At 69.9% G+C, this 25,365-nt stretch carries 27 protein-coding genes and 1 tRNA gene; 18 read left to right on the forward strand and 10 right to left on the reverse strand.

All coding sequences use genetic code 11. The features are described from left to right. Positions 1–95 precede the first annotated feature (95 nt). Positions 96–371, forward strand: coding sequence for a DUF7111 family protein (locus DV707_RS10320; RefSeq protein ID WP_103991781.1), 276 nt, complete (start codon positions 96–98; stop codon positions 369–371). A gap of 53 nt (positions 372–424) precedes the next feature. On the opposite strand, the gene DV707_RS10325 is transcribed toward DV707_RS10320, so the two are convergent. Continuing rightward, on the reverse strand, positions 425–1,126 hold the full coding sequence (locus tag DV707_RS10325; protein ID WP_103991780.1) for a protein sorting system archaetidylserine synthase: 702 nt from the start codon (positions 1,124–1,126) through the stop codon (positions 425–427). Positions 1,127–1,263: 137 nt separating this feature from the next. On the opposite strand from DV707_RS10325, the gene DV707_RS10330 reads away from it, so the two are divergent. After that, positions 1,264–1,710, forward strand: a complete 447-nt coding sequence (locus tag DV707_RS10330; protein ID WP_103991779.1) for a cupredoxin domain-containing protein — start codon at positions 1,264–1,266, stop codon at positions 1,708–1,710. 84 nt (positions 1,711–1,794) lie between these two features. Here DV707_RS10330 and DV707_RS10335 read toward each other — a convergent pair whose 3' ends face one another. From DV707_RS10335 to DV707_RS10350, 4 genes are read right to left on the reverse strand one after another with little or no spacing between them, the layout of a single operon-like run. Next, positions 1,795–2,439, reverse strand: a complete 645-nt coding sequence (locus DV707_RS10335) for a 30S ribosomal protein S3ae (protein WP_103991778.1) — start codon at positions 2,437–2,439, stop codon at positions 1,795–1,797. Further along, positions 2,432–2,770: a KEOPS complex subunit Pcc1 gene (locus DV707_RS18980; protein ID WP_235010773.1), complete on the reverse strand. Its 339-nt coding sequence runs from the start codon at positions 2,768–2,770 to the stop codon at positions 2,432–2,434. Before DV707_RS18980 ends, DV707_RS10335 begins: the two co-directional genes overlap by 8 nt. Continuing rightward, the gene (locus tag DV707_RS10345; RefSeq protein ID WP_103991777.1) at positions 2,767–4,041 is read right to left on the reverse strand and encodes a hypothetical protein; all 1,275 of its coding nucleotides are present in this window, start codon (positions 4,039–4,041) and stop codon (positions 2,767–2,769) included. The genes DV707_RS18980 and DV707_RS10345 overlap by 4 nt, the downstream gene beginning before the upstream one ends. 13 nt (positions 4,042–4,054) lie before the next feature. Beyond that, positions 4,055–4,522: a 30S ribosomal protein S15 gene (locus DV707_RS10350; RefSeq protein ID WP_103991776.1), complete on the reverse strand. Its 468-nt coding sequence runs from the start codon at positions 4,520–4,522 to the stop codon at positions 4,055–4,057. A 239-nt stretch (positions 4,523–4,761) separates the two neighbouring features. Between DV707_RS10350 and DV707_RS10355 the strand changes: the two genes are divergently transcribed. The 4 genes from DV707_RS10355 to DV707_RS10370 all read left to right on the forward strand — a co-directional run bounded on the left by DV707_RS10355 (position 4,762) and on the right by DV707_RS10370 (position 8,268). Next, a tRNA-Ala gene (locus DV707_RS10355) sits at positions 4,762–4,833 on the forward strand. A gap of 325 nt (positions 4,834–5,158) precedes the next feature. Next, positions 5,159–5,812 (forward strand): hypothetical protein, encoded by a 654-nt coding sequence (locus DV707_RS10360; protein WP_103991775.1) that lies wholly within the window; start codon positions 5,159–5,161, stop codon positions 5,810–5,812. Further along, positions 5,809–7,089 (forward strand): hypothetical protein, encoded by a 1,281-nt coding sequence (locus tag DV707_RS10365; protein WP_103991774.1) that lies wholly within the window; start codon positions 5,809–5,811, stop codon positions 7,087–7,089. The genes DV707_RS10360 and DV707_RS10365 overlap by 4 nt, the downstream gene beginning before the upstream one ends. Before the next feature lie 114 nt (positions 7,090–7,203). After that, complete coding sequence (locus tag DV707_RS10370) at positions 7,204–8,268, forward strand: hypothetical protein (protein WP_103991773.1); 1,065 nt, start codon at positions 7,204–7,206, stop codon at positions 8,266–8,268. Here DV707_RS10370 and DV707_RS10375 read toward each other — a convergent pair. The 3 genes from DV707_RS10375 to DV707_RS10385 form a co-directional block, all read right to left on the reverse strand. Continuing rightward, a complete protein-coding gene (locus tag DV707_RS10375; protein WP_103991772.1) occupies positions 8,248–9,102 on the reverse strand; it encodes a nucleotidyltransferase domain-containing protein in 855 nt (284 codons plus the stop codon). The genes DV707_RS10370 and DV707_RS10375 overlap by 21 nt on opposite strands. A 15-nt stretch (positions 9,103–9,117) precedes the next feature. After that, positions 9,118–10,254, reverse strand: coding sequence for a cobalamin-independent methionine synthase II family protein (locus tag DV707_RS10380; RefSeq protein WP_103991771.1), 1,137 nt, complete (start codon positions 10,252–10,254; stop codon positions 9,118–9,120). 76 nt (positions 10,255–10,330) lie between these two features. Next, entirely contained in the window at positions 10,331–10,531 is a 201-nt protein-coding gene (locus tag DV707_RS10385; protein ID WP_103991770.1) for a hypothetical protein, read from the reverse strand. Between the two features lie 127 nt (positions 10,532–10,658). Here DV707_RS10385 and trpB point away from each other — a divergent pair, with 127 nt between their 5' ends. The 3 genes from trpB to DV707_RS10400 all read left to right on the forward strand — a co-directional run bounded on the left by trpB (position 10,659) and on the right by DV707_RS10400 (position 12,423). Next, entirely contained in the window at positions 10,659–11,807 is a 1,149-nt protein-coding gene (gene trpB / locus DV707_RS10390; protein WP_103991769.1) for a tryptophan synthase subunit beta, read from the forward strand. A gap of 92 nt (positions 11,808–11,899) precedes the next feature. Then, positions 11,900–12,187, forward strand: coding sequence for a hypothetical protein (locus DV707_RS10395; RefSeq protein WP_103991768.1), 288 nt, complete (start codon positions 11,900–11,902; stop codon positions 12,185–12,187). A gap of 80 nt (positions 12,188–12,267) precedes the next feature. Beyond that, positions 12,268–12,423, forward strand: coding sequence for an AbrB/MazE/SpoVT family DNA-binding domain-containing protein (locus DV707_RS10400; protein WP_103991767.1), 156 nt, complete (start codon positions 12,268–12,270; stop codon positions 12,421–12,423). Positions 12,424–12,490: 67 nt separating this feature from the next. Here DV707_RS10400 and DV707_RS10405 read toward each other — a convergent pair whose 3' ends face one another. Together DV707_RS10405 and DV707_RS10410 are read right to left on the reverse strand one after the other, a co-directional pair. Continuing rightward, a complete protein-coding gene (locus DV707_RS10405; RefSeq protein ID WP_103991766.1) occupies positions 12,491–13,162 on the reverse strand; it encodes a nucleotidyltransferase family protein in 672 nt (223 codons plus the stop codon). Beyond that, positions 13,159–14,475 (reverse strand): molybdopterin molybdotransferase MoeA, encoded by a 1,317-nt coding sequence (locus DV707_RS10410; RefSeq protein ID WP_103991765.1) that lies wholly within the window; start codon positions 14,473–14,475, stop codon positions 13,159–13,161. The genes DV707_RS10405 and DV707_RS10410 overlap by 4 nt, the downstream gene beginning before the upstream one ends. 271 nt (positions 14,476–14,746) lie before the next feature. Here DV707_RS10410 and DV707_RS10415 point away from each other — a divergent pair, with 271 nt between their 5' ends. From DV707_RS10415 to DV707_RS10455, 9 genes are all read left to right on the forward strand, one after another. Further along, entirely contained in the window at positions 14,747–15,343 is a 597-nt protein-coding gene (locus tag DV707_RS10415; protein WP_103991764.1) for a CoxG family protein, read from the forward strand. Beyond that, the gene (locus tag DV707_RS10420) at positions 15,340–16,227 is read left to right on the forward strand and encodes an FAD binding domain-containing protein (RefSeq protein WP_103991763.1); all 888 of its coding nucleotides are present in this window, start codon (positions 15,340–15,342) and stop codon (positions 16,225–16,227) included. Before DV707_RS10415 ends, DV707_RS10420 begins: the two co-directional genes overlap by 4 nt. Then, entirely contained in the window at positions 16,224–17,000 is a 777-nt protein-coding gene (locus DV707_RS19195; protein WP_103991762.1) for a (2Fe-2S)-binding protein, read from the forward strand. The genes DV707_RS10420 and DV707_RS19195 overlap by 4 nt, the downstream gene beginning before the upstream one ends. After that, the gene (locus DV707_RS10430) at positions 16,997–19,498 is read left to right on the forward strand and encodes an aerobic carbon-monoxide dehydrogenase large subunit (RefSeq protein WP_103991761.1); all 2,502 of its coding nucleotides are present in this window, start codon (positions 16,997–16,999) and stop codon (positions 19,496–19,498) included. Before DV707_RS19195 ends, DV707_RS10430 begins: the two co-directional genes overlap by 4 nt. 144 nt (positions 19,499–19,642) lie before the next feature. Then, entirely contained in the window at positions 19,643–20,791 is a 1,149-nt protein-coding gene (locus DV707_RS10435; RefSeq protein WP_103991760.1) for an XdhC family protein, read from the forward strand. Further along, a complete protein-coding gene (locus DV707_RS10440) occupies positions 20,788–21,777 on the forward strand; it encodes an AAA family ATPase (protein WP_103991759.1) in 990 nt (329 codons plus the stop codon). Before DV707_RS10435 ends, DV707_RS10440 begins: the two co-directional genes overlap by 4 nt. A 3-nt stretch (positions 21,778–21,780) precedes the next feature. Next, positions 21,781–23,316, forward strand: a complete 1,536-nt coding sequence (locus DV707_RS10445) for a VWA domain-containing protein (RefSeq protein ID WP_103991758.1) — start codon at positions 21,781–21,783, stop codon at positions 23,314–23,316. After that, entirely contained in the window at positions 23,313–24,146 is an 834-nt protein-coding gene (locus DV707_RS10450) for a Rossmann-like domain-containing protein (RefSeq protein WP_103991757.1), read from the forward strand. The genes DV707_RS10445 and DV707_RS10450 overlap by 4 nt, the downstream gene beginning before the upstream one ends. 7 nt (positions 24,147–24,153) lie before the next feature. Beyond that, complete coding sequence (locus DV707_RS10455; RefSeq protein ID WP_103991756.1) at positions 24,154–25,326, forward strand: XdhC family protein; 1,173 nt, start codon at positions 24,154–24,156, stop codon at positions 25,324–25,326. Positions 25,327–25,365: the final 39 nt, after the last annotated feature.

A 25,365-nucleotide genomic window follows, 5' to 3' on the forward strand; every position in this document is an offset into this window, starting at 1 on the left:
ACTTTCGGTTCGCCGTCCGGTTCGGTCCGGGATTGACGGCGCCACCGCTCGGCTCGAACCGGTAGGTTCGACTTCCCCGACTCCCAACGCCGGCTATGGGAGAACGCGAGGCGAGCGCCAACGGGATCACCGCGCGATACGAGGAGACCGAGACCGAGCGGTTGCTCACGTTCCAGCGCGACGGGAGCGCCGCAGCGATCGCACAGAACATCGAGGGGTACGCGATGCTGAAGGTTCGCCCGAGCGCCGACGGCGACGAACTCGAACGGTACTACGGCTTCGATATGGCGCTGGATCACGCCGCGGAACTGCTCGGCGTCTCGCCGCACGACCTGCCGGTCCCCGACGCCGCGTCGGATATGGGGATGTGAGCGCGTCGGGGCCCCTCAGCTACGGCCCTGATCACGTCGGCTCATACTGATCATCAGTCCCGCCGCCAGTAGAACCGCGGCCCGAGGAAGAGATACGCGAGCGAGAGAAAGAGCAGTCCGAAGGCGAACCCCTCGCCGATGGCGCCGACGAGCCGCTCGCCCATCCGACCGGCGAGGAGGATCGCCGCCGCCTGGACGATGCCCATCACCAGCGCGTCCTGGGCGTGCAGGTCGGGATACGTGATCGGCGCGAGCATCAGCGCCGCCAGCAGATACACCAGCGGGACGAGGACGACGGGGCTCGTGAACCCCGCGAGCACGGACGCGCCGATGATCGTCGCCGCGAGCGTGGTCTGGACGCCCTCCGTCTCAGCGGCGTCGCTGTCGTAGGCGGTGTAGAGGCCGAGACGCGTGACCGCGGCGGCGACGAAGAGCGCCCCGCCCGCGAGCGCGAGTAGCCCTCTCCCGCCGGTCAGTCCCCACGACGTCGACACCGCCATCGAGACCAACAGCGCGGGCGCGACGCCGAAGGAGGCGACGTCGGCCAGCGAGTCGAGGTAGGGGCCGACCTCCGTCCCGCCGCGTCGCCGCGCCACGACGCCGTCGAGGGCGTCCGCGATCGCCGCGAGCAGGAGGATCCGCGCGGCGAGTTCGACGTCGACGGTGGCTGCGACCGCCGAGACGAAGCCGAGCGCGGCGTTGGAGACGGTCACCGCGTCGGCGAGTCCCACCCGACCGACGAACCGCGGCTTCATACCACCGCCGTCACGGAGGACGGGTTTACCTCTTTACATCCGGAGTGGCGTTCGCCGTCCGCTCCGGGGACCGCCTCGGCTCCGAGCGCCGCGTCCGGACCGGTCCGCATTTAGCGCTCGCACCCCGAACCTCACGTATGACAGGACAGCGAGCGTCGGGCGGCGGTCGTCTCTCCCGGCGGCGCCTCCTCGGCGGACTCGGCGCGGTGGCGACCGGAGGGATCGCCGGCTGTTCGGCATCGAGCGCGGAGGACGACTACGACGTCGGGATGACCGCGGTCGCGTTCGATCCGCCGGAGTTCACAGTCGCCGCCGGCGAGACGGTCGTCTGGCGGAACACGAGTTCGCGCGGGCACACCGTCACCGCCTACGACTCGGGGATCCCCGAAGACGCCGAGTTCTTCGCCAGCGGCGGCTACGAGACGACACAGGAGGCCCGCGACGCGTTCACCTCGGAGTTCGGCGGCGCCATCGACAGCGGAGAGACGTGGTCACACACCTTCGAGGTGCCCGGCGAGTACCAGTACTTCTGTATCCCGCACGAACAGGCCGGAATGGTCGGAACGATCGTCGTCGAGGAGTAGATCGGACAGCACGGTCAGAGATCCGATAGCGGCGTCGCTCACCGGGTCGCTCTCGACGAAAAAACGAATCGTCCGCGGACCGAATCAGGCGTCGTCGACCGCGACGTCTTCCTCGTCGACGTCGACGGCGGCCTCTTCCTCGGCGGCGACCTCCTCGGGTCGCGCTTCGAGGGTGAGCTTCTGCACCTCGACCCGGCGGAGCGGGTAGATCGTCTTCGCCTCGCCGTAGATCGCCGAGGAGAGCCGTCCCTCGATGACGCTGTCGACGAGCTCCTCGAAGGTCCGCTCGGCGGCGGCCTCCTCGACGAGGTCGATCATCACTCGACGGATCGCCTTCTCCTGGCTCCGGTCTGCCTTCTTCGTCGTGAAGGCGACGGGCTGGAGCTGGACGCGGTAGTCGTCCGTCGTCAGCACCGTGATCGCCACGTCGACCTTCGAGGCCCCGCGGCGGACGAGGCTGCGCACGTAGTCGCGCGCGAGTTCGTGCTTGATGAACTCCGTGTAGGCCGCGTCGCTCGTGACCTCGTTCACCTTGAAGGTGAGCTTCGTGTTGTTCTCGCCCTGATCGCCGGTGATGTCGCCGAGGGTGACCTCGACGGTCCGACCGTCGACCTTCTCGGGTTCGTCCGCGAAGGTCGAACCGATCTCGGTCCGGTCGAACTGCTCCGGCGCGATGAGGGTGTACCATCGCTTGCCGCTCTTCTGCTTCGAAACTGATCGTTCACTCATAGATGTGTGTCCGTGTCGTGTCGACGATGGCGTCCGCCACCGTCAGGTTGACCACGGTGTCGTCCACCGTGGACTGCAGCCCGCCGACCGTCTCGCGGGAGATCCGCGTCGAGAGCGTGTCGCCCTCGACGGTCGTTTCCATCGCGTCGGTGTTGTCCGGGCGAATCGCCGCCGCCACCGTCTCGGCGTCGGCGTGGGTCGTCCGGAGGCGGGCCGTCCGCGACTCGCGAGTGCGAGTCGCGTCCGTCGCGTTCGGTTCCGTCTCTGTGCTGTCAGTCGTCGTCCCCTCGGAGTCGGTCTCCGCTCCGTCGTTCGAGTCGTCCCGGCTCATCGTGTCGCCTCCCTGATCGCGGCGATGACGTCGGCCTCCGGCGTCTCCGGATCGAACCGCGCGACCGCCCGGGTCGGACCGCCGGACCACGCCGCGGTCGCTGTCGCGAACTCCGTCGCGAGCGCGGCGGCGGCCTCTCCCGCACCGGATTCGCGGGCCGCCAGCGCGGCGACGCCGTCGCCGAGCGCGGCGACCAGCGGTTCCGGCGACCGGAAGTCGCGGACGAGCCCCGCGGCCGTTCGGAGTCGGCCGAGCGTGGCGTCTTCGTCGTCAACGTCGTCCTCGGCGTCGCCTCCGTCGCCGCTGACGTCGCCTCCGCCGCTACCGACATCGCCGCGAACGACGAACACGCCGTCGTATCGCCCGGTGTGGGCCGTACCGATCGCGCGGTGAACCGCCCTCGCGTGGGTGCGCCACGCGTCGAGCGCGGCTGACCGCCCGCCGTGTCCGAGCGCCAGCGCCACTCCCACGCCGGGGCGTTCGACCGCGACGGCGTTCAGCACGTCGGCGAAGCCGCCGAGCGTCGCCACCGGGCCGTCGGGCGTCTCGTACGGGCGGAGCAGCCGTTCGACGGCGGTCGCCCCGCGCGGCGTCGACTCGTCGTCACCGGCGATGGCGAGCGCGACGAGCGAGGCGATCGATCGCCGCGTCTCCTCGTCTCTTGCAACCCTGTCGCCCTCGATGACCGACGAGAGTTCGGCTCTGACGGCGTCCTCGTCGCCGGAGAACGGCGCGTGCACCAGCGTCGAGTGGGCGAGCCCGTCGACGACGTCGTCGACGGGGATCGCCACGCCGGGACGCCGCTCGATCGAACCCGACTCCGTCGCGGCCTCGACGAGCGAGGCGGCGACCGAATCGGGGTGTTCGCCGGAAGCGACGGTCCCGGCCAGCGCCAGCACCGGATCGACGGCCCCGTTCGGTTCCGGGACGCGTCCGGAGTCACCGACGAGCGTCGTCGCCACGTCGTGCGCGCGGAGGCTCGCCGGCCGGCCGGCCGCGTCGATCGTGACGTCCGCCTCCGGGAAGTCCGAACCGACCGCCACCAGCAGGCCGTCGGTACTCGCGGTCGACACGTCGGTGCCGAGCGGGGCGACGCGGACCTGGAAGGGGACCTCGACGCCGCGGAGTCCGCGAGCGAGCAACCCGGCGCCCGCCAGAGCATCGCCGTCCGCGCGGGCGGCGATGCGGACGAACGCGGCCGAAGAGAGCGCCGCTGCGACGCTCTCTGCGGGGGCGTTCGCGTCGGCGGTGGCGTCGGGCTGGGATGACATCGGAACGGGAGACTTACTCTTCGAGGAGCTTGACGGCGACGTCGTACGTGTAGGTGAAGTCCTCGTCGAGCTCGTCACCGCGGTAGTAGTCGACGAGCCGACGGATCTTCGATTCGGTGTTCTGCAGGGCGCGCTTGTTCTGCATATCCTGCTGGTTCTCGTTGACGTGCCGACGGAGACCGACGGCGCGCTCCATCAGGTTCCGGAGGTCTTCGGGAAGCTCCGGGGCGGCGTCGTTCTCTTCGAGGATCGTGGTGACCTTCTTGCCGGTCGCGACCTTGACGTCGGGGACGGGAACGCCCTTGACGCCTTCGTCGCGGAGCTTCAGGCCGATCTGGCTGGGCTCGTAGCCCTGCTCTGCGAGTTCGACGACGCGCGCTTCGATGTCGTCGGGGTCGACGTCGCTCCACTCCGGGGGTTCGTCTGCCACCGGCTTGTCCGAACCGGACGAGCCGCGGCGGCGGGTGTGCATTCGTGCCATTGTTATCGGGTTGGAACGGCACAGACCGCAGAATACGCGATGTGACGCCGCCGACGGGTGTCGGCGGCATCGCACTTCCGCAATCCCAAGCCGCGCGAGCGCGGCGAGTCAGATTTGCGGCCGTGCTGTTCCCACCTGTTCTCACCGTCGTCGTCGACAAAAGGATTCCGACCCGCGGTCGCCATCTCGCAAGTCGAAGCCCTTAAGAACGAAAACGGAATACGGACGAGTGCGAACGAGGGCTCGTAGATCAGCGGTAGATCATCCCCCTGGCACGGGGAAGGCCGCGGGTTCAAATCCCGCCGAGTCCACTCGCTTCCTTCGGTCGCTTCGCTCCCTCAGTCGTTCGTGTCCTCGGCGTAGTCCCCCCTCGCTCGTTGCACTCGCTCGCGGGACTCCCGCCGAATCCACGCCTACCACCACCCGTAACTAGAAGACCGTCAACTGTGGTTCCGGGTCAGTGATCAAATCCGATCGGTCAGGATCGACCGCCGCGAAAGGGCAAGTGGACCGAACGGATCGATCGCTCGCCTCTCCGCAGTCGTCTCCGCGCCGTTTCGGCGGGAGGAGTCAACCGTGAACAGCGCCAAATGACCTCCACAAGACGTTTTGTATCCCTCGACGAAGCCCGAGGGGATGCCCGACCTGACCCGCCGCCGAGCCCTCCTCGCGGCCGCGTCGGGGGTCGCCGCGCTGGCCGGCTGTTCCGGCGAGAGCGACCGCCCGACCGTCGACACACCGAGAGAAGACGAAACGCTCGACGACTACGAGTCCCGACACGTCCGCAACACCGACGGGGCCGTGCTGTTCAGCCAGCGCGAGGAACTCCCGACCGTGACCGACGAGCGCGGCCGGTACGCGCGCTCCGGACGGGCGGTCCTCGTCGACGGCGCCGACCTCGAAGCGCTCACCTTCAACGACGTTCCCGAGGCCGAGGAGCTCCGGGCGTACGCGGCGGAGACGGACTTCGAGTCGGCGTCGCTCTACCTCTTCGCGATGCCCGTCGGGGCCTGCTACGAGATCCGGCTCCGATCGGTGAGCGTCGAGTGGGACGAGACGGAGGCCGACGACCTCCACCCGCACGCGGACTTCTGTCGGGCCACCCGCCCCGCCGACGTCGAGTGCGGAGCCGACGAGACCCACACTGCCGGGTTCGCGATCCGACTCCCCGTCGCGGCCGAGCGGTCGTCGGGAAGCGGGAGCGGGATGTCGAGTTCCTGCGGGCCGCTGCGCCGCGGCGAGCCGTTCGATCCGACGGTGACGCCCGCCGGAGGAGGTGAGGAGCAGTGACCCGTCGCCGCCGGTTCCTCGCCGGACTCGGAACGCTGGGCGTCGCCGGACTGGCCGGGTGCTCGGGGCTTCCCTCCCTCGGGAGCGACGACGGCGACGAGTACGTCGACCTCCCGCCCGACGCCGCCGGGTCGATCGAGTGGCCCGACGCCCCGTTTCCCGTCGCGATCCCGCCGCGGCTCGCTGCTTCCCACCGCGAGCGCGCCGAGGCGTTGCTGGCGGCGGTCCCGACCGACCCCTCGGTTCCCAACGGGGCGGTCGCCGAGGAACTCCGCGCGGAGCGCGAGCGCGCCGCCGAGCGGATCGACGACGGGGTCGACGAGCCGTGGCCGACCGACGGCCTCGACGCGTGGCGGGGGCGGCGAAGCGACGCCGCGGCCCTCCTCGGGGCCTACCGCGCGGCGACCGGCGAGGACGACGCCGGCGAGGTCGGGTCGCGTCGCCGAGAGGTTCGCTCGGCGCTCGGCTCGCTCGCCGCCGATCACGAGTACCGCGCGTCGTCGGCGCTGGAGGCGGTGCTCGCGCACGAACCGATCGAGAGGCTGCTCGCGGACTGCCGCCGCCGAACGCGTCCGAACCCCGCCTACCCGGAGGATCCGATCGCCCGTCCCTTCCGCGCCGGCGACGCCCTCGCCCGCGTCGAACTCGCGCGCGCGACGCTCGGGGACGCGGGGCGCCTGCGGGCGATCTATCTGAGTGAACGCGACGACCCGCCCTCCCGGTGGTCGGCGCTGATCGACGCCTCGGACCGCCTCGGGCTGGCGGTCTCCCGAACCCGATCGACCGTCCGCGACTTCCTCGACGTCGACGAGTCACCGTTCCGCGCAGAGCTCGACGGGACGCCCGCCCGAGCGCTCTTCCGTCGGGCCAGCGGGCAGGTCAGCGCCGCGGTCGACGACCACGAGGAACGCCGCGAGGCGGGCGACTACGCGACTGCCGTGATCGAGGCCGGACACGCGCTGGCCGCCGTCGAGGCGCTCCGGGCGGCGATCGAGGGGATCCGAGACGAGGCCTACCGGGATCCGGTGTCCGTCGAATCGGTCGAAGAGACCGCCGATCGCGCCAGAGACGCGATCGCTTCGATCGAGAGCAGCGAAGACGCCCGACTGGCGTCCCGGCTCGCACGCCCCGCCCTCGACACGTTCGGGTACCTCCCCGAGTACATCGAGCGCGGCTACGTGGACGCGGCTCGCGCGCAGGGCGACCTCGCGTGGGCCGAACTGTACGCCCGCGCCGTCCCGCCGGCGGCCGCGTTCGTGACCGAGCGGCTCGGCTAGGCGGTGCCCGCGCGAGAGCCGGATCGCGCGGGAGCCCACCCCACGACTCCCCCGGAACCGGCGTCGTCGACGGTGAACCCAACGATTAACACGGCGTCCGATGACCGGGTCAATATGTCACGCGGATATCCGTACGCCTACCCGCCCGATCGGTTCTTCCGCGTGGGCGGACGGCGGATATCCACGACCGTCGTCGCTCTGGCGCTTCCGGTGGTGGTGGCCGGCGTCGACCTGCTGCTGTTCGGGTTCCCGGAGACGGGGATCCCCTACAACTACCCGCTCTTCGGCGACCTCGTGCTCGTCTGGACGGCGGTTCTGTTTCTCCGGCTCTCACACCGCGTGCTCTGGAACATCGGCGACGAGTTCGCCACGCTGATCCGGCTGAGCCGCGGTAACCCCGTCTCGCTCGTCCGGTCGCTCACGCCGGAGGACATCCAGAACGACCTCCAGAACGCGCTGTACCTCGCGTACCACCCGGCGGTTCTGGGGGCGGGTGCCGTCCTCGGCGGGACGTTCGTGAGCGCGATCATGTCCCTGATGGGCGTCTTCGAGGCGTACCCGTACCTGGGGATGAACTTCGGGTTCGGCGCGGCCCACGGCGTGTTCTTCGGGCCGGTGCTCGGCGGGGCGTACGTCGTCGTCCGGGCGTACTCCACGTACATCGCCGACATCAACCTCCTGGACCCGAACGGCGTCGGCGGCTACCGACAGATCGGCAACGGCATCGTGAAACTGGCGACGTACGCCATCGGGATCCTGACGCTCGATTTCGTCATCCTCTCCAGCGTGACGTTCACCGCGTTCGAGCGGTTCCAGACCGTCGTCAGCGTGCTGTTTCTGACCGTCCTCGCCGTCGTCGTCGTCGGCACGATACTGGTCACGGTCCTGGTTCGACGAAAGCTGTTACAGGTCAGAGGCGAGAAGGTCACCGTGATGCGTGAGACGTTCGCCCACGTCGAACGGGAGTACTGGCGGAAGTACCACGCCGAGGAGAACAACCTCTCGGAGGCCCTGAACCTCCTCTCGATGTACGCGATGTTCTATCAGATGAGCGATATGGATATGTGGCCCATCAACCTCTATTCGCTCCTCCGGCTCGGGGCGAGCGTGAGCTTCTCGCTGGCGGTGTACTACCTCGACCTCATCAACTCAGTCGAGTCACTCGCGTCCCTGTTGTGAGGGCGCGCGGACGAGACGAGCGATCGTCACCAGGTGCGCGTAGAGAACCACGAGGGGAGTCAGAACGACGAACCCGAGGTCCGGCTCCGGGTCGGATCGAAGCGCGAGAAACCGGCGGCGGTACCACCGGGGAACCGGAGCGAGGTCGACCGCGCGGTCGAGCGACCCGGACGGGCCGTCGCCGAGGTGGAACGCGCAGTTGTACGCCGTCCACTTCGCCGCCTCCAGCGAGTAGTCGATCGCCCGCGGGGAGACGAGCGCGTATCCGACCTGCGCGGCGGCGAGGGCGACGGTCGTCAGGAGGCTCCGGAGCAGTTCGCGGTACGGGAAGGCGAAGGGCGTGCCGACCGCTTCCCACCGGGGTTCGACGGGCCGGCCGTAGACCGTGACTCCCGTCTCGAAGACGCCGAACAGGACCGTCCGCCAGGGCGCGACGAAGGGGGCGATCGGGCTGGTGTCGAAAACCGCGGGGAACTCCCCCGCCGCTACCGCCGCCTCGGTGGTCACGAACCCCGACCGGTACATCCCGGTTGCCCGTTCGACGGCTCGTTCGAGCGCCGAGCGATCGTCGGTGCCGGCGTCGAGGTGTGCCGCGGCCAACTCCTCGCAGCGGCGTTCGACGTCGGCGACGTACGACTCCGAGACGTCCGAGGCGAGAACCACGATCAGATCGACGTCGCTGATCGGGGTCGTCTCGTCGGAGACCACGCTGCCGAACAGGTGGACGGCGACGACCGCCTCCTCGTCGAGGGCCGCGGCGAGCGCGGCGAGGTACGCGCGGGCCCGATCGGACAGCGCGGAGTCGACCGCCTCCAAGGACAGTTCCACGCTCATCGGGTCGTCTGGGGGTCAGGCCAGCCGTTCGGCCGCCAGATCGGCGCCCTCGCGTAGTGCTTCCAGTTTCTTCCAGGCGATCGCGGGGTGGACGGCGTTGGCGCCCTCGACGACCGTCTCGAAGCCGCAGTCCGCGCCGGCGACGACGCGTTCGGGGTCGCCCACCGCGTCCGCGAAGCGCTCGATGCGCTCGGCGACGACCTCCGGATGCTCGACGACGTTGGTTTTCACGTCGATCACGCCGGGGATCAGCCGCCAGCCGTCCGGCAGCGGATGCTCCTCGAAGGTCCGGTACTCGTGTTGGTGCCGCGGGTTCGCGCCCTCGACGACCAGGCCGCCGACGTCGGCCTCGTAGAACGCCCCGATCACCTCGTCGAGCGCGACGTCGTGGTGGTGTGGGCCCTCGTAGTTGCCCCAGCAGCCGTGCAGGCGGATCTGCTCGTCGGGGATCCCCGCGACCGCCCGGTTGAGCGCGTCGACGTGGGTGCGGACGCGCTCGCGGAACTGGTCGACGGAGTCGTCCTTGTACGTGAGCGTGAAGCCCGCCAGCAGGTCTGGGGCGTCGATCTGGAGGATCGCCCCCGTCTCGGCGATCGCCTCGTACTCGGTGGCGAGCGCCTCCGCGAGGTCGAACAGGTACGCCTCGTCGCTGTCGTGGTAGTCGGTCTCGGTGAACCGCAGGACGGCTCCGGGCGAGGGCGCGGTGTGGAACCGGGCGGGGAACTCGACGCCCTCGGCGGTGACCGCCTCGTCGAAGCGGGCGAGGTCGCGTCGCAGATCGTCCTCGCCGACGTACTCGATCGGCCCCGTCGCGACCGGGCCGCCGATGTTCTCGGTGTCGCCGAGCAGTTCCTCGGCGTACTCCGGGAAGTCGTCGAGGTCCGAGGGCCACGCGCGCTCGACGGTCCCCTCGCCGAAGCCCGAGAGGCGGTTGGTGACGTCGACGGAGTAGGCGATGCGGCTCTGTTCGCCGTCGTTGGCGACGTCGATGCCGACCTCGGCCTGGCGGCGCACGACCTCCCGGACCGACTCGTCGACGGCCTCCTCGAACGCCGCGTCGTCGCGGTCGGCGGTGTCGGTCAGCAGCGATCGGAGCCGGTCCGAGCGGGGGAGACTCCCGACGTGCGTGGTTCGGATCGTGGGCGGTGACATCGGTTCGACCGTCTCGCGGCGGCCACAAAGGGATGTCGGGGTCGAGACCGGGCTCGGACACGCACGAGCGACGCACTCACCACCGGAGCCACACGAGCATCGCGAACCCGATCGCGAGCGTCGCGGGAACGAGCATCCCGAGGAGCGCGAACAGTCCGACGTCGCCGAACGTGACTCGTCCCGCGAGTTCGATCAACGCCCAGAGGCTCACCGCCAGGACGGCGAGGCCGACGAGCGCAGCGGTCAGGCGGTCGTCCATCTCTCCGGGGACCTCCATCGGCTACCCAGACGGTCGCAGTCGGCGTAACGTTTGCCCCGGACGTCGGATCCGACCACCGAGAGCGTGCCGCGTCTCTCGGGAGATGGAGTACCGTTTATGTCGGGGGACGGAGTACCGGGGACGTATGTCAGACGGAGAGTTCGAGGGATACGGCGGACGGCACGTCCCCGAACCCCTCGCCGAGCCGCTCGAACAGCTGGCGACCGCCTACGACGAGATCAAGGAGACCGAGGAGTTCCGGAACGAACTCGACGACCTGCTCGAAGACTACGCCGGACGGCCGACGCCGCTCTACCACGCCGAGGGGCTGAGCGAGCGCTACGGGGCGGAGATCTACCTCAAGCGCGAGGACCTGCTCCACGGCGGCGCGCACAAGATCAACAACGCGCTCGGACAGGCGCTGCTCGCGAAACAGGCCGGTAAGTCCCGGCTGATCGCCGAGACGGGCGCGGGCCAGCACGGCACCGCCACGGCGATGGTCGGCGCCCTACTCGATCTCGACACGGAGATCTACATGGGGGAGAAGGACGTCGAGCGCCAGAAGATGAACGTCTTCCGGATGCGGCTGATGGGCGCGGAGGTCAACGAGGTCACGCGCGGCGGGGCGGGCCTGTCGGACGCCGTCGACGCCGCCTTGGAGGACTTCGCGGCGAACATCGACGACACCCACTACCTCGTCGGCTCCGTCGTCGGTCCCGACCCCTTCCCGCGGATGGTCCGGGACTTCCAGGCCGTGATCGGCGAGGAGGCCCGCGAGCAGTTCCTCGACCGCACCGGCGACCTCCCCGATGCCGCGGTCGCCTGCGTCGGCGGCGGCAGCAACGCGATGGGGCTGTTCCACGCCTTCCGCGACGACGACGTCGCGTTCTACGGCGCGGAGGGCGGCGGCGAGGGCGAGGGATCGAAGCGCCACGCCGCCCCGCTGGCCGACGGCGAGGACGGGACCATCCACGGGATGCGGACCCGCGTCATCGACGAGGACGTGGAGGTCCACTCCGTCTCGGCCGGCCTCGACTACCCCGGCGTCGGCCCGGAGCACGCGATGTTCCGCGCGGTCGGTCGCTGTGACTACCGCGCCGTCGACGACGGGGCCGCGACGGCCGCGTTCAGAGAACTCGCCGAGGAGGAGGGCATCATCCCCGCGCTCGAATCCAGCCACGCGATCGCGCTCGCGAAGGACCTCGCCGACGAGCACGACACGATCCTCGTGAACCTGAGCGGCCGCGGCGACAAGGACATGGAGCAGGCCGCAGAGCTGTTCGATCTCGGCTGAGTTGGCGCGGTCGGGGGGCGCCGGCGGAGGGATCTCGATTCCACCCTCCGCAAACTCTAATTCGGTCGGCGCGGTATCGGTTCTCGGAGACTATGTGTCGGGAACTGAAGCGGGAGCCGACCTGGGTGGCGGCGATCCGGCTGGCGATGCTCGAAGGACGGGTGGACACCGAGTCCGTGATCGAAGAGGCGAACCTGATCCCGGGGAGGGAACGCACCGTCCGCGACGTCCTCACGACGATGGACGAACGCGGGGTGTTGAACGCCGTCGGCGAGGACACGTACCTCCCCGGCGAGGTGCTCTTGAACTCGGACCGGTTCGACCTCGACTTCGAGAACGCCTCCGACGGGGGCGCGCATCGCTGGAAGTCCTCCGTGTGAGAGAACCCGCGGGAACCGCGGACGAACCGGTCGACTGTCCATAGCGTAAGCTATGTAAATACCACGAGGAAACGTAGCCTATGGGCACGCTGACGAACACCAAAATCTCGGAGAAGAACCTGACGACGGTCCCCAAACCGGTCCGAAACTTCCTCGACGTCGGCGCCGGCGACCGCGTCGAGTGGCAGGTCGAAGACGGGAAGATCATCGTCGAGAAGTTCGAGAGCGGAGAGTAACGACGCCGGCGCCGCCCGTCGCGGTCCCCGCGATCTTCCGATCCGTGCGGTCGCCCCCGTCCGCTTTTCACCCGTCCAGATCCCCAGGTTCGTCGACGTCCCGACGGACGCCCGGGTCCGGAACCGACACGCAGGCGCCGTCACCGCTCGCGAGGAGGATCTCGCGACCGCCGACGTCCCCCGAAACGTCGGCGAGCGCGTCGAAGAACCGACGGTCGAACAGCACCGGGTTGCCGCGGACGCCGTCGTGAGCGGCCGCGAGCGCGTCGCCGACGCCCGCGTCGTGGGCGGCGACGAGCGTCTCGACGGTTTCGGGGTCGACGAACGGCATGTCGCCGAGCGCGATCACCGCCGCGTCCACTGGCTCGACCCGATCGCGGAGCGCGCCGATGCCGGCCCGGAGCGACGAGGCCTGTCCCGTCTCGTACCGGTCGTTGACGACGACGGTCACGTCCAGTCCCGACAGGGCGTCGGCGACGCGGTCGGCCTCGTGGCCCACGACCGCGACGACCGGGTCGAGGCCGGCGTCGAGGAGCGTGCGCGCCGCGTGCCGGACGAGGGGGTCGCCGTCGCGTGTCGCCAGCAGTTTGTTCCGGTCGCCGAAGCGGGTGCTGGTTCCAGCCGCGAGGAGCACGCCCGCGATTCGGGGGCGGTCCCGGATCCGGCGGCGGCCGCCGTTTTCCTCGCCGAAGGGCGGCGAGACGACCGGCAGGTCAGCCCCGTCTCGGCCGTCCGTCATTTCTCGACGGCGGGGTACGGGACGACGTCCACCATCTGACCGCGCTCGACGCCCTCGCCCGTGAGGACGAACCCGTCGGCGCGGGTGGCTCTGGTGCTCGACGAGAGGACGCTCGGGTCGAACGAGTCCTCGTAGACCGAGAGGGCCGAGTCGGCGTGGCCGAGCGGCATCGCGACGTCGGCGCCGTCGCCGTCACCGGTACCGTCGCTGTCGCGGGCGTCGTCGCCGGCGTCGTCACCTGCACCACCGCTGCCCGTCTCGCCGCCGGCTTCGAGCGTGACCGGAATCGCGTAGGCGAACCCGGGCGTGGCGATGCCGACGTCCCGCGCCATCCGCGCGGGCACCGTCGGCAGCGACGCCTCGCCCGTGAAGAGCGGTCGCGCGACGAGCGTCGTCACCGCGTGGGCGCCCACCGGCTTGCCGGGGATGGCGAGAGCGACGGCGTCGTGGTCGGGTAGTTCGGCGACGGCGATCGGCTTGCCGGGGCGGAGCCGCACCCGGTGGAAGAGCACCTCGCCGAGCGACTGGAGCGCGCGGACCACGTAGTCCTTGTCGCCGACGCTCGTCCCGCCCGTCGTCACGACCACGTCGTGGTCGTCGGCCAGGTCCGCGATCCGGGACTCGACGCGGTCGTAGTCGTCCGGCACGGTCCCCTCGTAGGCGACCTCGTGGCCCCACGAGCGGACCAGCCCCGCGAGCATCGGCGAGTCGAGGTCGGTGTGCCGGCCCTCGTGGATCTCCGTTCCGGTCGCGAGCAGGCCGACGGAGAGGCGCGTGCGGACCTGGACGGATTCGATTCCGAGGTCGCCCAGCAAGATGGCGTCCTTCGGCGAGAGCCGCTCGCCGGCCGCGAAGAGCCGCTCCCCCTCGGCGACGTTGCTGCCGCGCTCGTAGACGTAGGTGCCGGGTTCGAGGTCCGGACCGGTCAACTGGCCGTCCTCGACGGTCGCCTCCTCCCGCTTGAGCACCGCGTTGGCGGCGGGCGGGACCGGCGCGCCCGTCGCGATGCGGACGGCCTGCCCACCCTCCAGTTCCGGTGGTTCGTCCTCCGGGAACACGTCGGCGTCGACGACGTCGAGCGGGTACGCCGCCGTCGCGTCGAAGGCGAAGCCGTCCATCGTCGCGTGGCTCCGTGCCGGCACGTCGACGGGTGAGTCGATCGGCTCGGCGAGCGCCCGCCCGGCGATGCGGTCGAGCGCGACCGTCTCGGTTCCCAGCGTCGGAAGCCACCGCTCTCGGAGGGAGCGGACCCGCTCGGCCCCCTCGTCCCACGCGATCAGGTCGTCGTGGCCGTGGCCAGCGTCGCCCGTCATCTCTCTTTCCCGTCGCGTCCGCCGGTGCGGTCGGACTCGTCGCGCCGAGCGCGTCCGTGGCCGCGGTGCCATCCGAGAGTGCGGCCGCGTGACCGGACGCCCCAAACGCGCCCCGAGCCGTACCGGGGCGCGTCATTCGGTCCAACACAAACTTTTATTTGGTATCTGCGTGTTATCATAGATCGTGATAATAGTGTGCACATAGTGAGGATATATAAAAGATGGCGACGCGCAGCTGCCGACCGACCGGAGACACCGACGATGGACACATATGGAATTTGACGGAGAGTTCGAGTTAGACAGCGTACCGCCCGAGAAAGCGTGGATCGTTCTGTCGGACCCGATGGCGGTCCGAGACTCGCTGAAGGGGTGTCGCTACATCACTCCAATGGACGACGACTTCAACTTCGACGAGTACGAGGCCGAAGAGGACGTCGAGATGCTGCCGGACGCGGACCCGGAGGTCGTCGCCGAGCGGGCCTTCGTCGAGGGGCAGAAGTACGCGGCGCTGATGCAGGTCGGCGTCGGGAGCGTGAAGCCGCGCTTCGAGACGACCGTCACCATCGACGAGCGCGACGGCGAGAACTTCAGGATGATCGCGACCGGCGGCGGCGACGCCTCCGGGAGCAGTTTCAGCATGGAGTCGGGGATGCAGATCCACGAGCTCGAAGACGGGGAGGGCTCCCGGATCGAGTGGTGGACCGAGGCCGACATCTCGGGGCGGATCGCCCAGCTCGGCTCGCGGGTCATCAACCCGGTCGCCAACAAGATCGTGAACAACTTCTTCAGTAGCATCGAGCAGCAGATGACGGACGTCGACGAGGACACGAGCTCCGGCGTCACCGACAGACTCAGGAACATGTTATGAAAGCGGCACCGTTCGAACACCACGAGCCGACGTCGGTCAGTCAGGCAGTGAGCCTCATCGAGAGCCTCGACGAGCCGACGATCCTCGCGGGCGGGCAGAGCCTGGTTCCGATGCTCCGGTTCCGGCTCGCCCGTCCGGACACGGTCGTCGACATCAACGGCATCGACGAACTCGACTACCTCCGCGAGGAGGACGGCTACCTCAAGATGGGCGCGCTCGCGCGCCACGCCGACGTCGAGGACGACGAGCTGATCGAGGAGAAGTACGGGAGCTTCGCGGACGCGGCCCCGCTGGTCGCGGATCCGCAGATCCGAAACCGCGGGACGATCGTCGGATCGATCGCGCAGGCCGACCCGAAGGGCGACTGGGGGTCGATCCTCATCGCCCACGACGGCGAGGTCGTCGCCGCGGGTCCCGACGGCGAGCGGACGATCCCCATCGACGAGCTGTTCCTGCTCCCGTACGACACCTCCCTCGGCGAGGACGAACTCATCACGGAGGCGCGCGTCCCGACCCCCGAAGAGCGGGAGGGCAGCGCCTACCACAAACTGAAACGGAAGACCGGTGACTACGCGATGGCCGGCGTCGCGGCCCGGCTGATCCTCGACGAAGACGGACGAATCGAGACGGCGGGCATCGGGATGACCGCGGTTGATATCACCAACGCGCGCGCCGCCGACGCCGAGGAGCGTCTCGAAGGCGAGCGACCCGGCGCCGACCTGTTCAAATCGGCGGGGGAACTGGCGGCCGAGCAGTCGAACCCCGAGTCGGACGAACACGGCGACGCGTCGTACAAGGAGCGGATGGTGGAGGTGCTGACCCAGCGGGCGCTCGGCGACGCCGCCGAACGTGCGGGGGTCACGAAACGGAGGGCAACACCGTGACTGACGAACGCGAAATCACGCTGACGATCAACGGAACCGAACGCACGCTCGAAGTCGAACCGCGACGCCTGCTCGTCCACGCGATCCGCGAGGACCTCGACATGACGGGCACGCACATCGGCTGCGACACCGGCAACTGCGGGGCCTGCACGGTCCTGCGGGACGGCGAACCGATCAAGTCCTGTATGATGTTCGCCACGCAGGCCGACGGCAGCGAGATCATGACCGTCGAGGGGATGGAGGACCTCCCCGAGGCCGGCGAGGAACTCCACCCGCTTCAGGAGGGGTTCCACGAGGAACACGGCCTGCAGTGCGGGTACTGTACGCCCGGGATGTTGATGTCGGGGAAGGCGCTGCTGGATGAGAACCCCGACCCCGACGAGGGGGAGATCCGCGACGCGATCAGCGGCAACCTCTGTCGGTGCACCGGCTATCAGAACATCGTGCGGTCGATCGAGTACGCCGCCGAACGGCTCGACGAGAAGGCGGCAGCCGACGGCGGAACCGTCGCGGAGAGCAGCGGCGACAGCCCGGTCGCGGGCGACGGCGACAGCGCGAACGCGGCCGACCCGACGCGAGCGCCGACGGCGACCGAGGAGGCGGCGGCCGGCGAGTTCGACTGCGGCGTCGAGAACTGCTGTGGCGGCCCCGCTTCCGACGCGACACACGTCGAAGGCGCGGACCCGCAGTTCGAGCGCGTACCCGAGGAGGGCGACGATCACGGAACCGGGCGGAGCGACGGCGGCGGAACCGAGGAGGCCGACGACCAATGAGCAGCGACTCGGAGTTCACGACCGAACCGACGGAGTATCAACACGACGACGACGGCGGCCCGCAACCGGAGAAACACTGCGGGCACGGCCGCGGTGGAATGGGCGAGGAAGTGGCCCGGAAGGAGGACAAGCGCTTCATCACCGGCCGCGGCAACTACGTCGACGACATCAAGAAGCCGGGGATGCTCCACTGCGAGATCGTCAGGAGCCCGCACGCCCACGCCCGAGTCGAGGAGATCGACGGGTCGCGCGCGATGGATCTGGACGGCGTCGTGGCCGTGTTGACGGCCGACGACCTGCTGGAGCACGACCTGGCGACGATGCCGACGCTGATGGACGACACCCAGGACGTCCTGGTCAACGAGAAGGTGAAGTTCCAGTCCCAGGAGGTCGCCGCCGTCATCGCCGAGGACCGGTACACGGCGAAGGACGGGGCCGAGAAGGTCGAGGTCGACTACGAGGTGCTCGACCCCGTCGTCGACGCGAAGGAGGCGCTCGAGGCCGACGCGCCGGTCATCCGCGAGGAGCTCGACGACCAGGAGGACAACCACATCTTCGACTGGGACACCGGCGACAAGGAGGAGACAGAGCGGGTCTTCGAGGAGGCCGACGTCACGGTCGAAGAGCAGATGGAGTACCAGCGGATCCACCCCGCGCCGATCGAGACCTGCGGCGCGGTCGCCGACTGGGACCCCGGAAAGGACAAGATGACGGTCCACATGACGTCGCAGGCGCCGCACGCCCACCGGACGCTGTTCTCGCAGGTGTCGGGCATCCCCGAGCACAAGGTCCGGATCGTGAGCCCGGACGTCGGCGGTGGCTTCGGCAACAAGGTCCCCATCTACCCGGGCTACGTCGTCGCCGCCGCGGCGTCGTACGTCCTGGAACGACCGGTGAAGTGGATCGAAGAGCGCTCGGAGAACATCCAGACCACGGGCTTCGCCCGCGACTACGACATGACGGGCGAGGTCGCCGCCACGGAGGACGGCGTCATCGAGGGCGTGAAGGTCGACGTGCTGGCGAACCACGGGGCGTACAACGCGGCGGCCCAGCCCTCGAAGTTCCCGGCCGGGTTCTTCAACATCTTCACCGGCTCCTACGACGTCGAGGCGGCCTACGGGTCGCTGACGGGCGTGTACACGAACACCGCGCCGGGCGGCGTCGCCTACCGGTGCTCCTTCCGCGTCACGGAGGCCGTCTATCTCATCGAGCGGATGGTGAAGGTGCTCGCGGACGAACTCGACGTCGATCCGGCGGAGATCCGCCGGCGGAACTTCATCCCCTCGGACGCGTTCCCCTACGAGAGCGCGACCGGCTGGAACTACGACTCCGGCGACTACGAGAAGGCCCTCGACAAGGCCCTCGAGATGGCCGACTACGAGCACTACCGCGAGGAGCAAAAGCGCCGCATCGAGGAGGACGCGGACAAACTGCTGGGAATCGGCATCTCCTCGTTCACCGAGATCGTCGGCGCGGGGCCCGGCAAGCAGTGCGACATCGCCGGCATCGAGATGTTCGACTCCGCGGACCTCCGCGTGAACCCGACCGGGAACGCGGTCCTCCGAATCGGCGTCCAGACGCAGGGGCAGGGCCACGAGACGACGTTCGCCCAGATCGTCGCCGAAGAGCTGGGGATGGACGTCGACAACATCGTCGTCGAGCACGGCGACACCGACACCGAACCGTACGGCCTCGGCACCTACGGCTCCCGGTCGACGCCCGTCGCGGGCGCCGCGGCCGCCGTCGCCGCGCGGAAGGTCCGCGACAAGGCGAAGTCGATCGCCGCGAACGAACTCGAAGCCGCCGAAGAGGACATCGAGTGGGACCGCGAGTCCGGCGAGTTCCACGTCGTCGGCGCGCCGGACCGCTCGATCACGATCACCGAGATCGCCGCCGGGGCGTACATGAACCACCCCGGTTCCGAAGAGCCCGGATTGGAGGCGGTGAACTACTACGACCCGCCGGAGATGACGTACCCCTTCGGCTCCTACATCGTCGTCGTCGAGGTCGATCGCGAGACCGGCGAGGTCGATTTCGAGAAGTTCGTCGCGGTCGACGACTGCGGCAACCGCATCAACCCGATGATCATCGAGGGGCAGATCCACGGCGGCCTCGCGCAGGGCATCGCGACCGCGATGCTGGAGGAGGTCACCTACGACGACAACGGCAACGTCACCGGCGGTGACTTCATGAACTACCTGCTGCCGACGGCCCACGAGATCCCCGAGTTCGAGACCGGACACACGGTCACGCCGTCGCCGCACCACCCGATCGGTGCGAAGGGCGTCGGCGAGTCACCGACCGTGGGGTCGCCGCCGGCCATCGTCAACGCAGTGGTCGACGCGATGTCCCACGCCGGGACCACCCACGTCGAGATGCCGATGACGCCCGACGTCGTCTGGGAGGCGCTCGACGAGGCCGGCCTGGCGCTCGACCCGAGTCAGAACGTGAGCTTCGAGTTCGAGGGCGGACAGAGTGAAGAACCAGCCGACGACTGAGACGGGCGGTCGTCGGGTGGTCTCGCCCGTCGGGCCCCGACCGCCGCGGCGGGAGCGACGGCGAGACACTTCGGTCCGGCCGAACGTGCGAGCCAGCACTCGGCGACAGCCCCATTGGCGCTGCCGACGTGGAGACACCAATCGATGACAGAGAACGAACCCACCGAGACGAGCGGCGATCCGCCGCATCTAGCGGCCGTCAGCGACGGCGACGTCGCCGCGCTGGAAGCAGAACTCGCGGACCGAGGCGAGGCGTACGCCCGCGTGACGATCGTCCGCCGCGAACCACCGGTGTCGGCGAACGTCGGCGACCGCGCGGTCGTGACCGGGGACGGCGAACTCCACGGCTGGATCGGCGGTGCGGCCTGCGCGCAGACGACCGCCATCAGCGAGGCGAAAGCCGCTATCGACGACGGGAAGCCGCGCTTGGTCGGTATCGCGCCCGATCCCGACGAGGTCGATCGCCCGGGGCTGGAGGCGTTCCCGATGCACTGCCACAGCGAGGGCGTCCTCGAACTGTTCGTCGAGCCGGTGAACCCGACGCCGGAGCTGCTGATCGTCGGCGACTCGCCGGTCGCGCGGTCGCTCACGCGGATCGCGGGCGAACTGGCCGTCGACGTCGTCCTCGTCGATCCGGACGCCGGCGACGACCACGCCGCCGACCGGGTGATCGAGAGCACCGATCCCGACGCCGTCGCCGACGCCGTCGGCCGCTCGCCGCTGGTCGTGGTCGCGTCGATGGGCAAGTACGACGCCCGCGGGGTCGCCGCCGGCGTCGCGGCCGACGCCTCGTACGTCGGCCTCGTCGCCAGCGACACCCGGAGCGGGGAGGTGATCGAGCGTGCCGCGACGGTCCTCGATACGGACCCCGAGCGTGTTCGGGGGGCCGTGACGAACCCCGCCGGCGTCGACGTCGAGGCGTACACGCCCGCCGAGATCGCGGTGAGCATCCTCGCCGAGGTCGTGGACGCGCGAGCGGCCGCGGCCACGACCGCGAGCCATCCGCGGCGGTCGCCGGTCGGAGAGGAGTCGGCGACCGAGGACGGCGCGAACACCGAAGAGACGTCGGAGAGCCGGAACGGGGCGGATTCTGGGGAATCGACGAGGGACGCGGCGGAAGACGAGACCGCGACACCCGAACTGGCGACCGATCCCGTCTGCGGGATGACGGCCGATCCCGAGACGGCACCGGCGGTCGAACACGGCGGGGAGACGTACTACTTCTGCTGTGAGGGCTGTGCGGACTCGTTCCGCGCGGAGCCGGAATCGTACCTGGAACGGGAGGCAGCGTGAGCCGGAACGCGTTCGCGTCGCTGTCGGCGTCGGACCTCGAAGACCGCTTCGAGGCCGAGGCGTACGTCGCGGACGACCGGACGGTCACGACCGTCCACCTCGCGCTGACGCTCGGCCGGCCGCTGCTCGTCGAGGGGCCGCCGGGGAGCGGGAAGACCGAACTCGGCAAGGTCCTCGCGAGCGCGTTCGACACGGAACTCATCCGACTGCAGTGTTACGAGGGGCTGACCGCCGAGAACGCGCTCTACGAGTGGAACTACACGAAGCAGCTACTCGCGGTGCAGGCCGACGAGGGGACGGTCGCGGGCGCGTCGGCCGTCTCCGAGGCGTCGGAACCGGGCGTCGACGAGCCGTCCCCGGACGGGACGACGCGGAACCGCTCGGTCTTCGACGAGGAGTACCTCCTCGAACGGCCGCTCCTTCGGGCCCTCACTGCCGGCGGCGACACGCCGCCGGTGCTGCTGGTCGACGAGATCGACCGCGCGGACGAGGAGTTCGAGGCCTTTCTCCTGGAGCTGCTCTCGGACTTTCAGGTGTCGATTCCGGAGTTCGGCACCGTCAGCGCCGACCGGCCCCCGATCGTCGTGCTCACGTCGAACCGCACGCGGGGGCTGTCGGACGCGCTGAAGCGACGGTGTCTGTACCTGCACGTCGAGCCCCCCGACTTCGAGGACGAGTACGAGATCGTCCGCCGGAAGGTGCCGGAGCTCGACGCGGCCGTCGCCGCCGAGGTGTGCGCCGTCGTCGGCCGCCTCCGCGAGGAGGCGTTTCTCAAACAGCCGGGCGTCGCCGAGACGCTCGATTGGGCCCGAGCCGTGGCACAACTGCGACACGACGACGCGGACCGACCGCTCTCCGCCGAGGAGATCGAGCGGACGCTCGGGTGTCTGCTCAAGGAGGCCGAGGACTTCGACCGGATCGACACGGAGCTGCTCGAACAGCTACGAACGGCCGCAGAGAAAGCCGAAGAACGTGTCGAAGCCTGACCGATGAACGCGAACGCGGGGTGTGACACGGAGTCGGACGCGGGGTGTGACACGGAGTCGGACGCGGGGTGTGACACGGAGTCGGACGCGGGGTGTGACACGGAGGCGAGCGCGACGAACGACTCCGTAGCGCCAGACGGGGCAGGCGGCGTCGGCGCCGGTGACTCGATCCCTCCCAGCGACTCGACTCCCGACGGCGTTCCGGACTTCCCGGCGGCGCGGCGGCACGTCCTGATCGAACTGCTCAGGCTCGTCGCGAACCTCCGGAGCGAGAACGTCACCGTCCCCCCCAGCGACACGATGGCGGCCGCGCGGGCGCTCTCGGTGGTCGGCCTCGACGACCGCGACCGCGTCGAGGACGCGCTGCGGGCGACACTGCTCTCCGATCCGGTCGACGCGGACGCCTTCGAGTCCGCGTTCCCGACGTTCTGGCACCGGCTCCGGTCGGGACTGAGCGCCGTCGCGACCGATCACGACGGGCCGACGGCCGGCGAGGACGGAGAGGGGGACGAACGGGCGGCGACGGAGGCAAACGGCTCCGAGACCGACGGCACAGAATCCGGAACGCTGGCGGACGCGGAACCCCCCGACGTCGACGGATCAGCCGACGAGGACGGACGCGTGGACGTCCGGATTCCGACGGAGCGCCGTCACGCGACGGGCGACAGGCCGGAGTCGACAGGCGAGAGCGACGCGCGGCGGTACAGCGCCGTCGGCGGACGCGAACGCGTCGACGTCGACACGGCGCCGTTGACGCGGGGCGAGGTTGCCGCCATCGACCGCTTCGTCGACGCGCTGGCGACGGTTCCCGGTCGTCGCCGGGAGCGATCGGCCGCCGGCGATCAGGTCGAGGCCAGGCGGGCGCTGCGGGCGAGTCTGGCGACCGGCGGCGCGCCGATGGAGCTCCCGCTTTCGCGACCGACGCCGAGCGAGCTGCGGTGCTGTCTGCTCGTCGACGTGAGCGGGTCCGTCCTCGATACGATCGACCGGAGCGTCCTCCTGGCCTTCGCAGACCGGTTGCACGACAGCGCCCGCGACGCCGGCGTGTTCCTCTTCGATACGGACCTCGTCGACGTCACCGAGCAGTTCGATCGGGGCGACGGCGACCCGGCGGCGGCGCTGCGAGAGGCTGAGGTCGAGTGGGGCGGCGGGACGAAGATCGGCGGGGCGTTCGCGACGCTCCGGCGGGAGCACCCCTACGCGGTCGACCGGCGGACGGTCGTCGTGGTCGTCAGCGACGGTCTCGACGTCGGCGACCCGGACGTGCTAGCCGACGGCGTCACGTGGCTGGCCGACCGCGCCGGTGCGGTCGTCTGGCTCAACCCGCTGGCGGTCTCGCCGGCGTTCGAACCGCGGTCCCGCGGGATGTCGACGGCCGTCCCGTACGTCGACGCCCTGTTCGGGTTCGCCGAGCCGGCCGACCTCGCGGAGGCGGCCCGGCAGCTCGAACAGCGCGGACTGGGAGGGACCGTCGGCTACGAGCACGATTCGCGCCGGTCCCCGCGCTCGGCCGACGGGGACGGAGGTGATCGGTCGTGAACGGGCTCCTCGACGCGGTTCGAGAACGTCTGGAACCCCACGTCACCGACGAGACGAGCGTCGAGCGGGTCACCGTGGGCGACGCGGCGATCCTCGTGGAACTGACTGACGGCGAGTCGACGGCGGCCGGCCTGGCACACCGCCCGCCCGGCGATCGACCGGCGGCGACCGACTGGACCGTCGAAACGCTGCTCGACGGCGTGGCAGCGGACGGCACGGGGAGAGACTCGGAGGTCCGGGAGGCCCGAACCGCGCGGGCGATCGGCATCGCGGCGATGAACGCGCTCTCGACCCCGCTCGTCGACTGGCGAGCCGGCGACTCGATGGCGCTTCTGGCGGACGACGTCGGCCGAATCGTGACCGTGGGACTGTTCGGTCCCGCGTTCCGGAAGTTCGACGACGTGGCGGTGAACGTGATCGAACGCGAGGCGATCGAGGACGTTCCCGATCCCGACGGCGTGAAAGTCGAGGCGTTCACCCCCGAGGAAACCGACGCCGCGATGGCCGGCGCGGAGGTCGTCTTCGTGACCGGCTCGGCGTTCGTCTACGGGGGCGTCGAGTCGTACCTCGACGCCGCACCGACGTCTGCGACCGTCGTCGTCATCGGTGCCACGGCGTCGTTCCTCCCCGGTCCCCTGTTCGAGGCGGGCGCGGACGTCGTCGCCGGGGCGACGGTTTCCGACGCTGTAGGGGTCAGAGCGGCGCTGCGGCGGGGCGACTGCGGGACCGACCTGCACGACGCGGGACTGACGAAGGTGTACGTCGCCCGGGCGACGCCTTCTGGGATTCGACTCGACGCGAGCGGCGGGACCGGGAGTTCCAACGGATGACACATCTATGACACAGAGCAACTGGAGCGTGCCCGAGACGGAAGTCGTACAGCAGATACGTGACCGACTCGACGGCGATGGGATCGACGTCCTGGCGACGATCGTCGACGTCGAGGGGAACGCCTACCGCCGACCGGGGGCGAAGATGCTCCTCGACGAGGGCGGGGCCGGCGTCGGCAGCATCACCGCCGGCTGTCTCGAAGACGAACTGCTCTCGGTCGGCGACCGAGTCCGGGAAACGGGCGAGCCGGAACTGGTCACCTACGACCTGATGAACGACGACGGCGAGGACGTCTGGGGCCTCGGCGTCGGCTGCAACGGCGTCATCGAGGTCCTGCTCGAACCCCTGACCGAGACCTACCGCTCCGCGGTCGAGGCGTTCTTCGGCGGGCGCGACGTGGCCGTCGTCACCGTCCTCGATTCGGGCGGACGGTTCGAGCAGGGCGACCGCGTCTACTACTACCCCGACACGGGATCGCTGGTCTCGCCCGACGGCACCGACGCGAGCGGGTGGCCGGTCGAGTCGCTGGCGGACCCCGCGGGCGAACTCGCCGCGCGGGGGAAGGCGGGGACCGTTTCGCTGCCGGACGGGGGCGACGAACTGACGGTCTTCGTCGACGGACTCGCCGCGCCGGACGAGTTGGTGGTCTTCGGAACCGGACACGACGTGCGGCCGGTCACGGAGTTCGCGACGAAGAACGACTTCCGCGTGACCGTCGTGGGCTTCCGCGGCGCGGTCGACCTCGCCGAGCGCTTCCCCGAGGCGGATCGGATCGTCACCACGTCGCCGGCGGCCGTGGGCGAGGACCTCGAACTCGACGACCGGACGTACGCGGTCGTGATGACGCACAACTTCGTCGACGACCAGTTGACCGTCGAGTCGCTGCTGGACGCCGGCGTCCCGTACGTCGGCGTGATGGGTCCCCGCGAACGCTTCGAGCGGATGCTGGAGGCGTTCGAAGCGGACGGACGGAAGTTCGGGGAAGCGGAGCTATCGACGGTGTACACCCCCGTCGGACTCGACCTCGGCGGCGGGTCGCCGTTCCAGATCGCCCACAGCATCGTCGCGGAGGTGCTCGCGGTCTCGAACGGGCGAACGCCGCGTCACCTCAAGAGCCGCGAGGAGCCGATCCACGAGCGCGTCGACGTCGAGTCCGACGCGGACCCACCCGCGCAGTAGCCGCGGGCGTCGCGTCCGCAGAATCAGTGATTCACGGGG

Origin of the sequence: Halobellus limi (assembly GCF_004799685.1) — an archaeon.
Taxonomy (GTDB): Archaea; Halobacteriota; Halobacteria; order Halobacteriales; family Haloferacaceae; genus Haloquadratum; species Haloquadratum limi.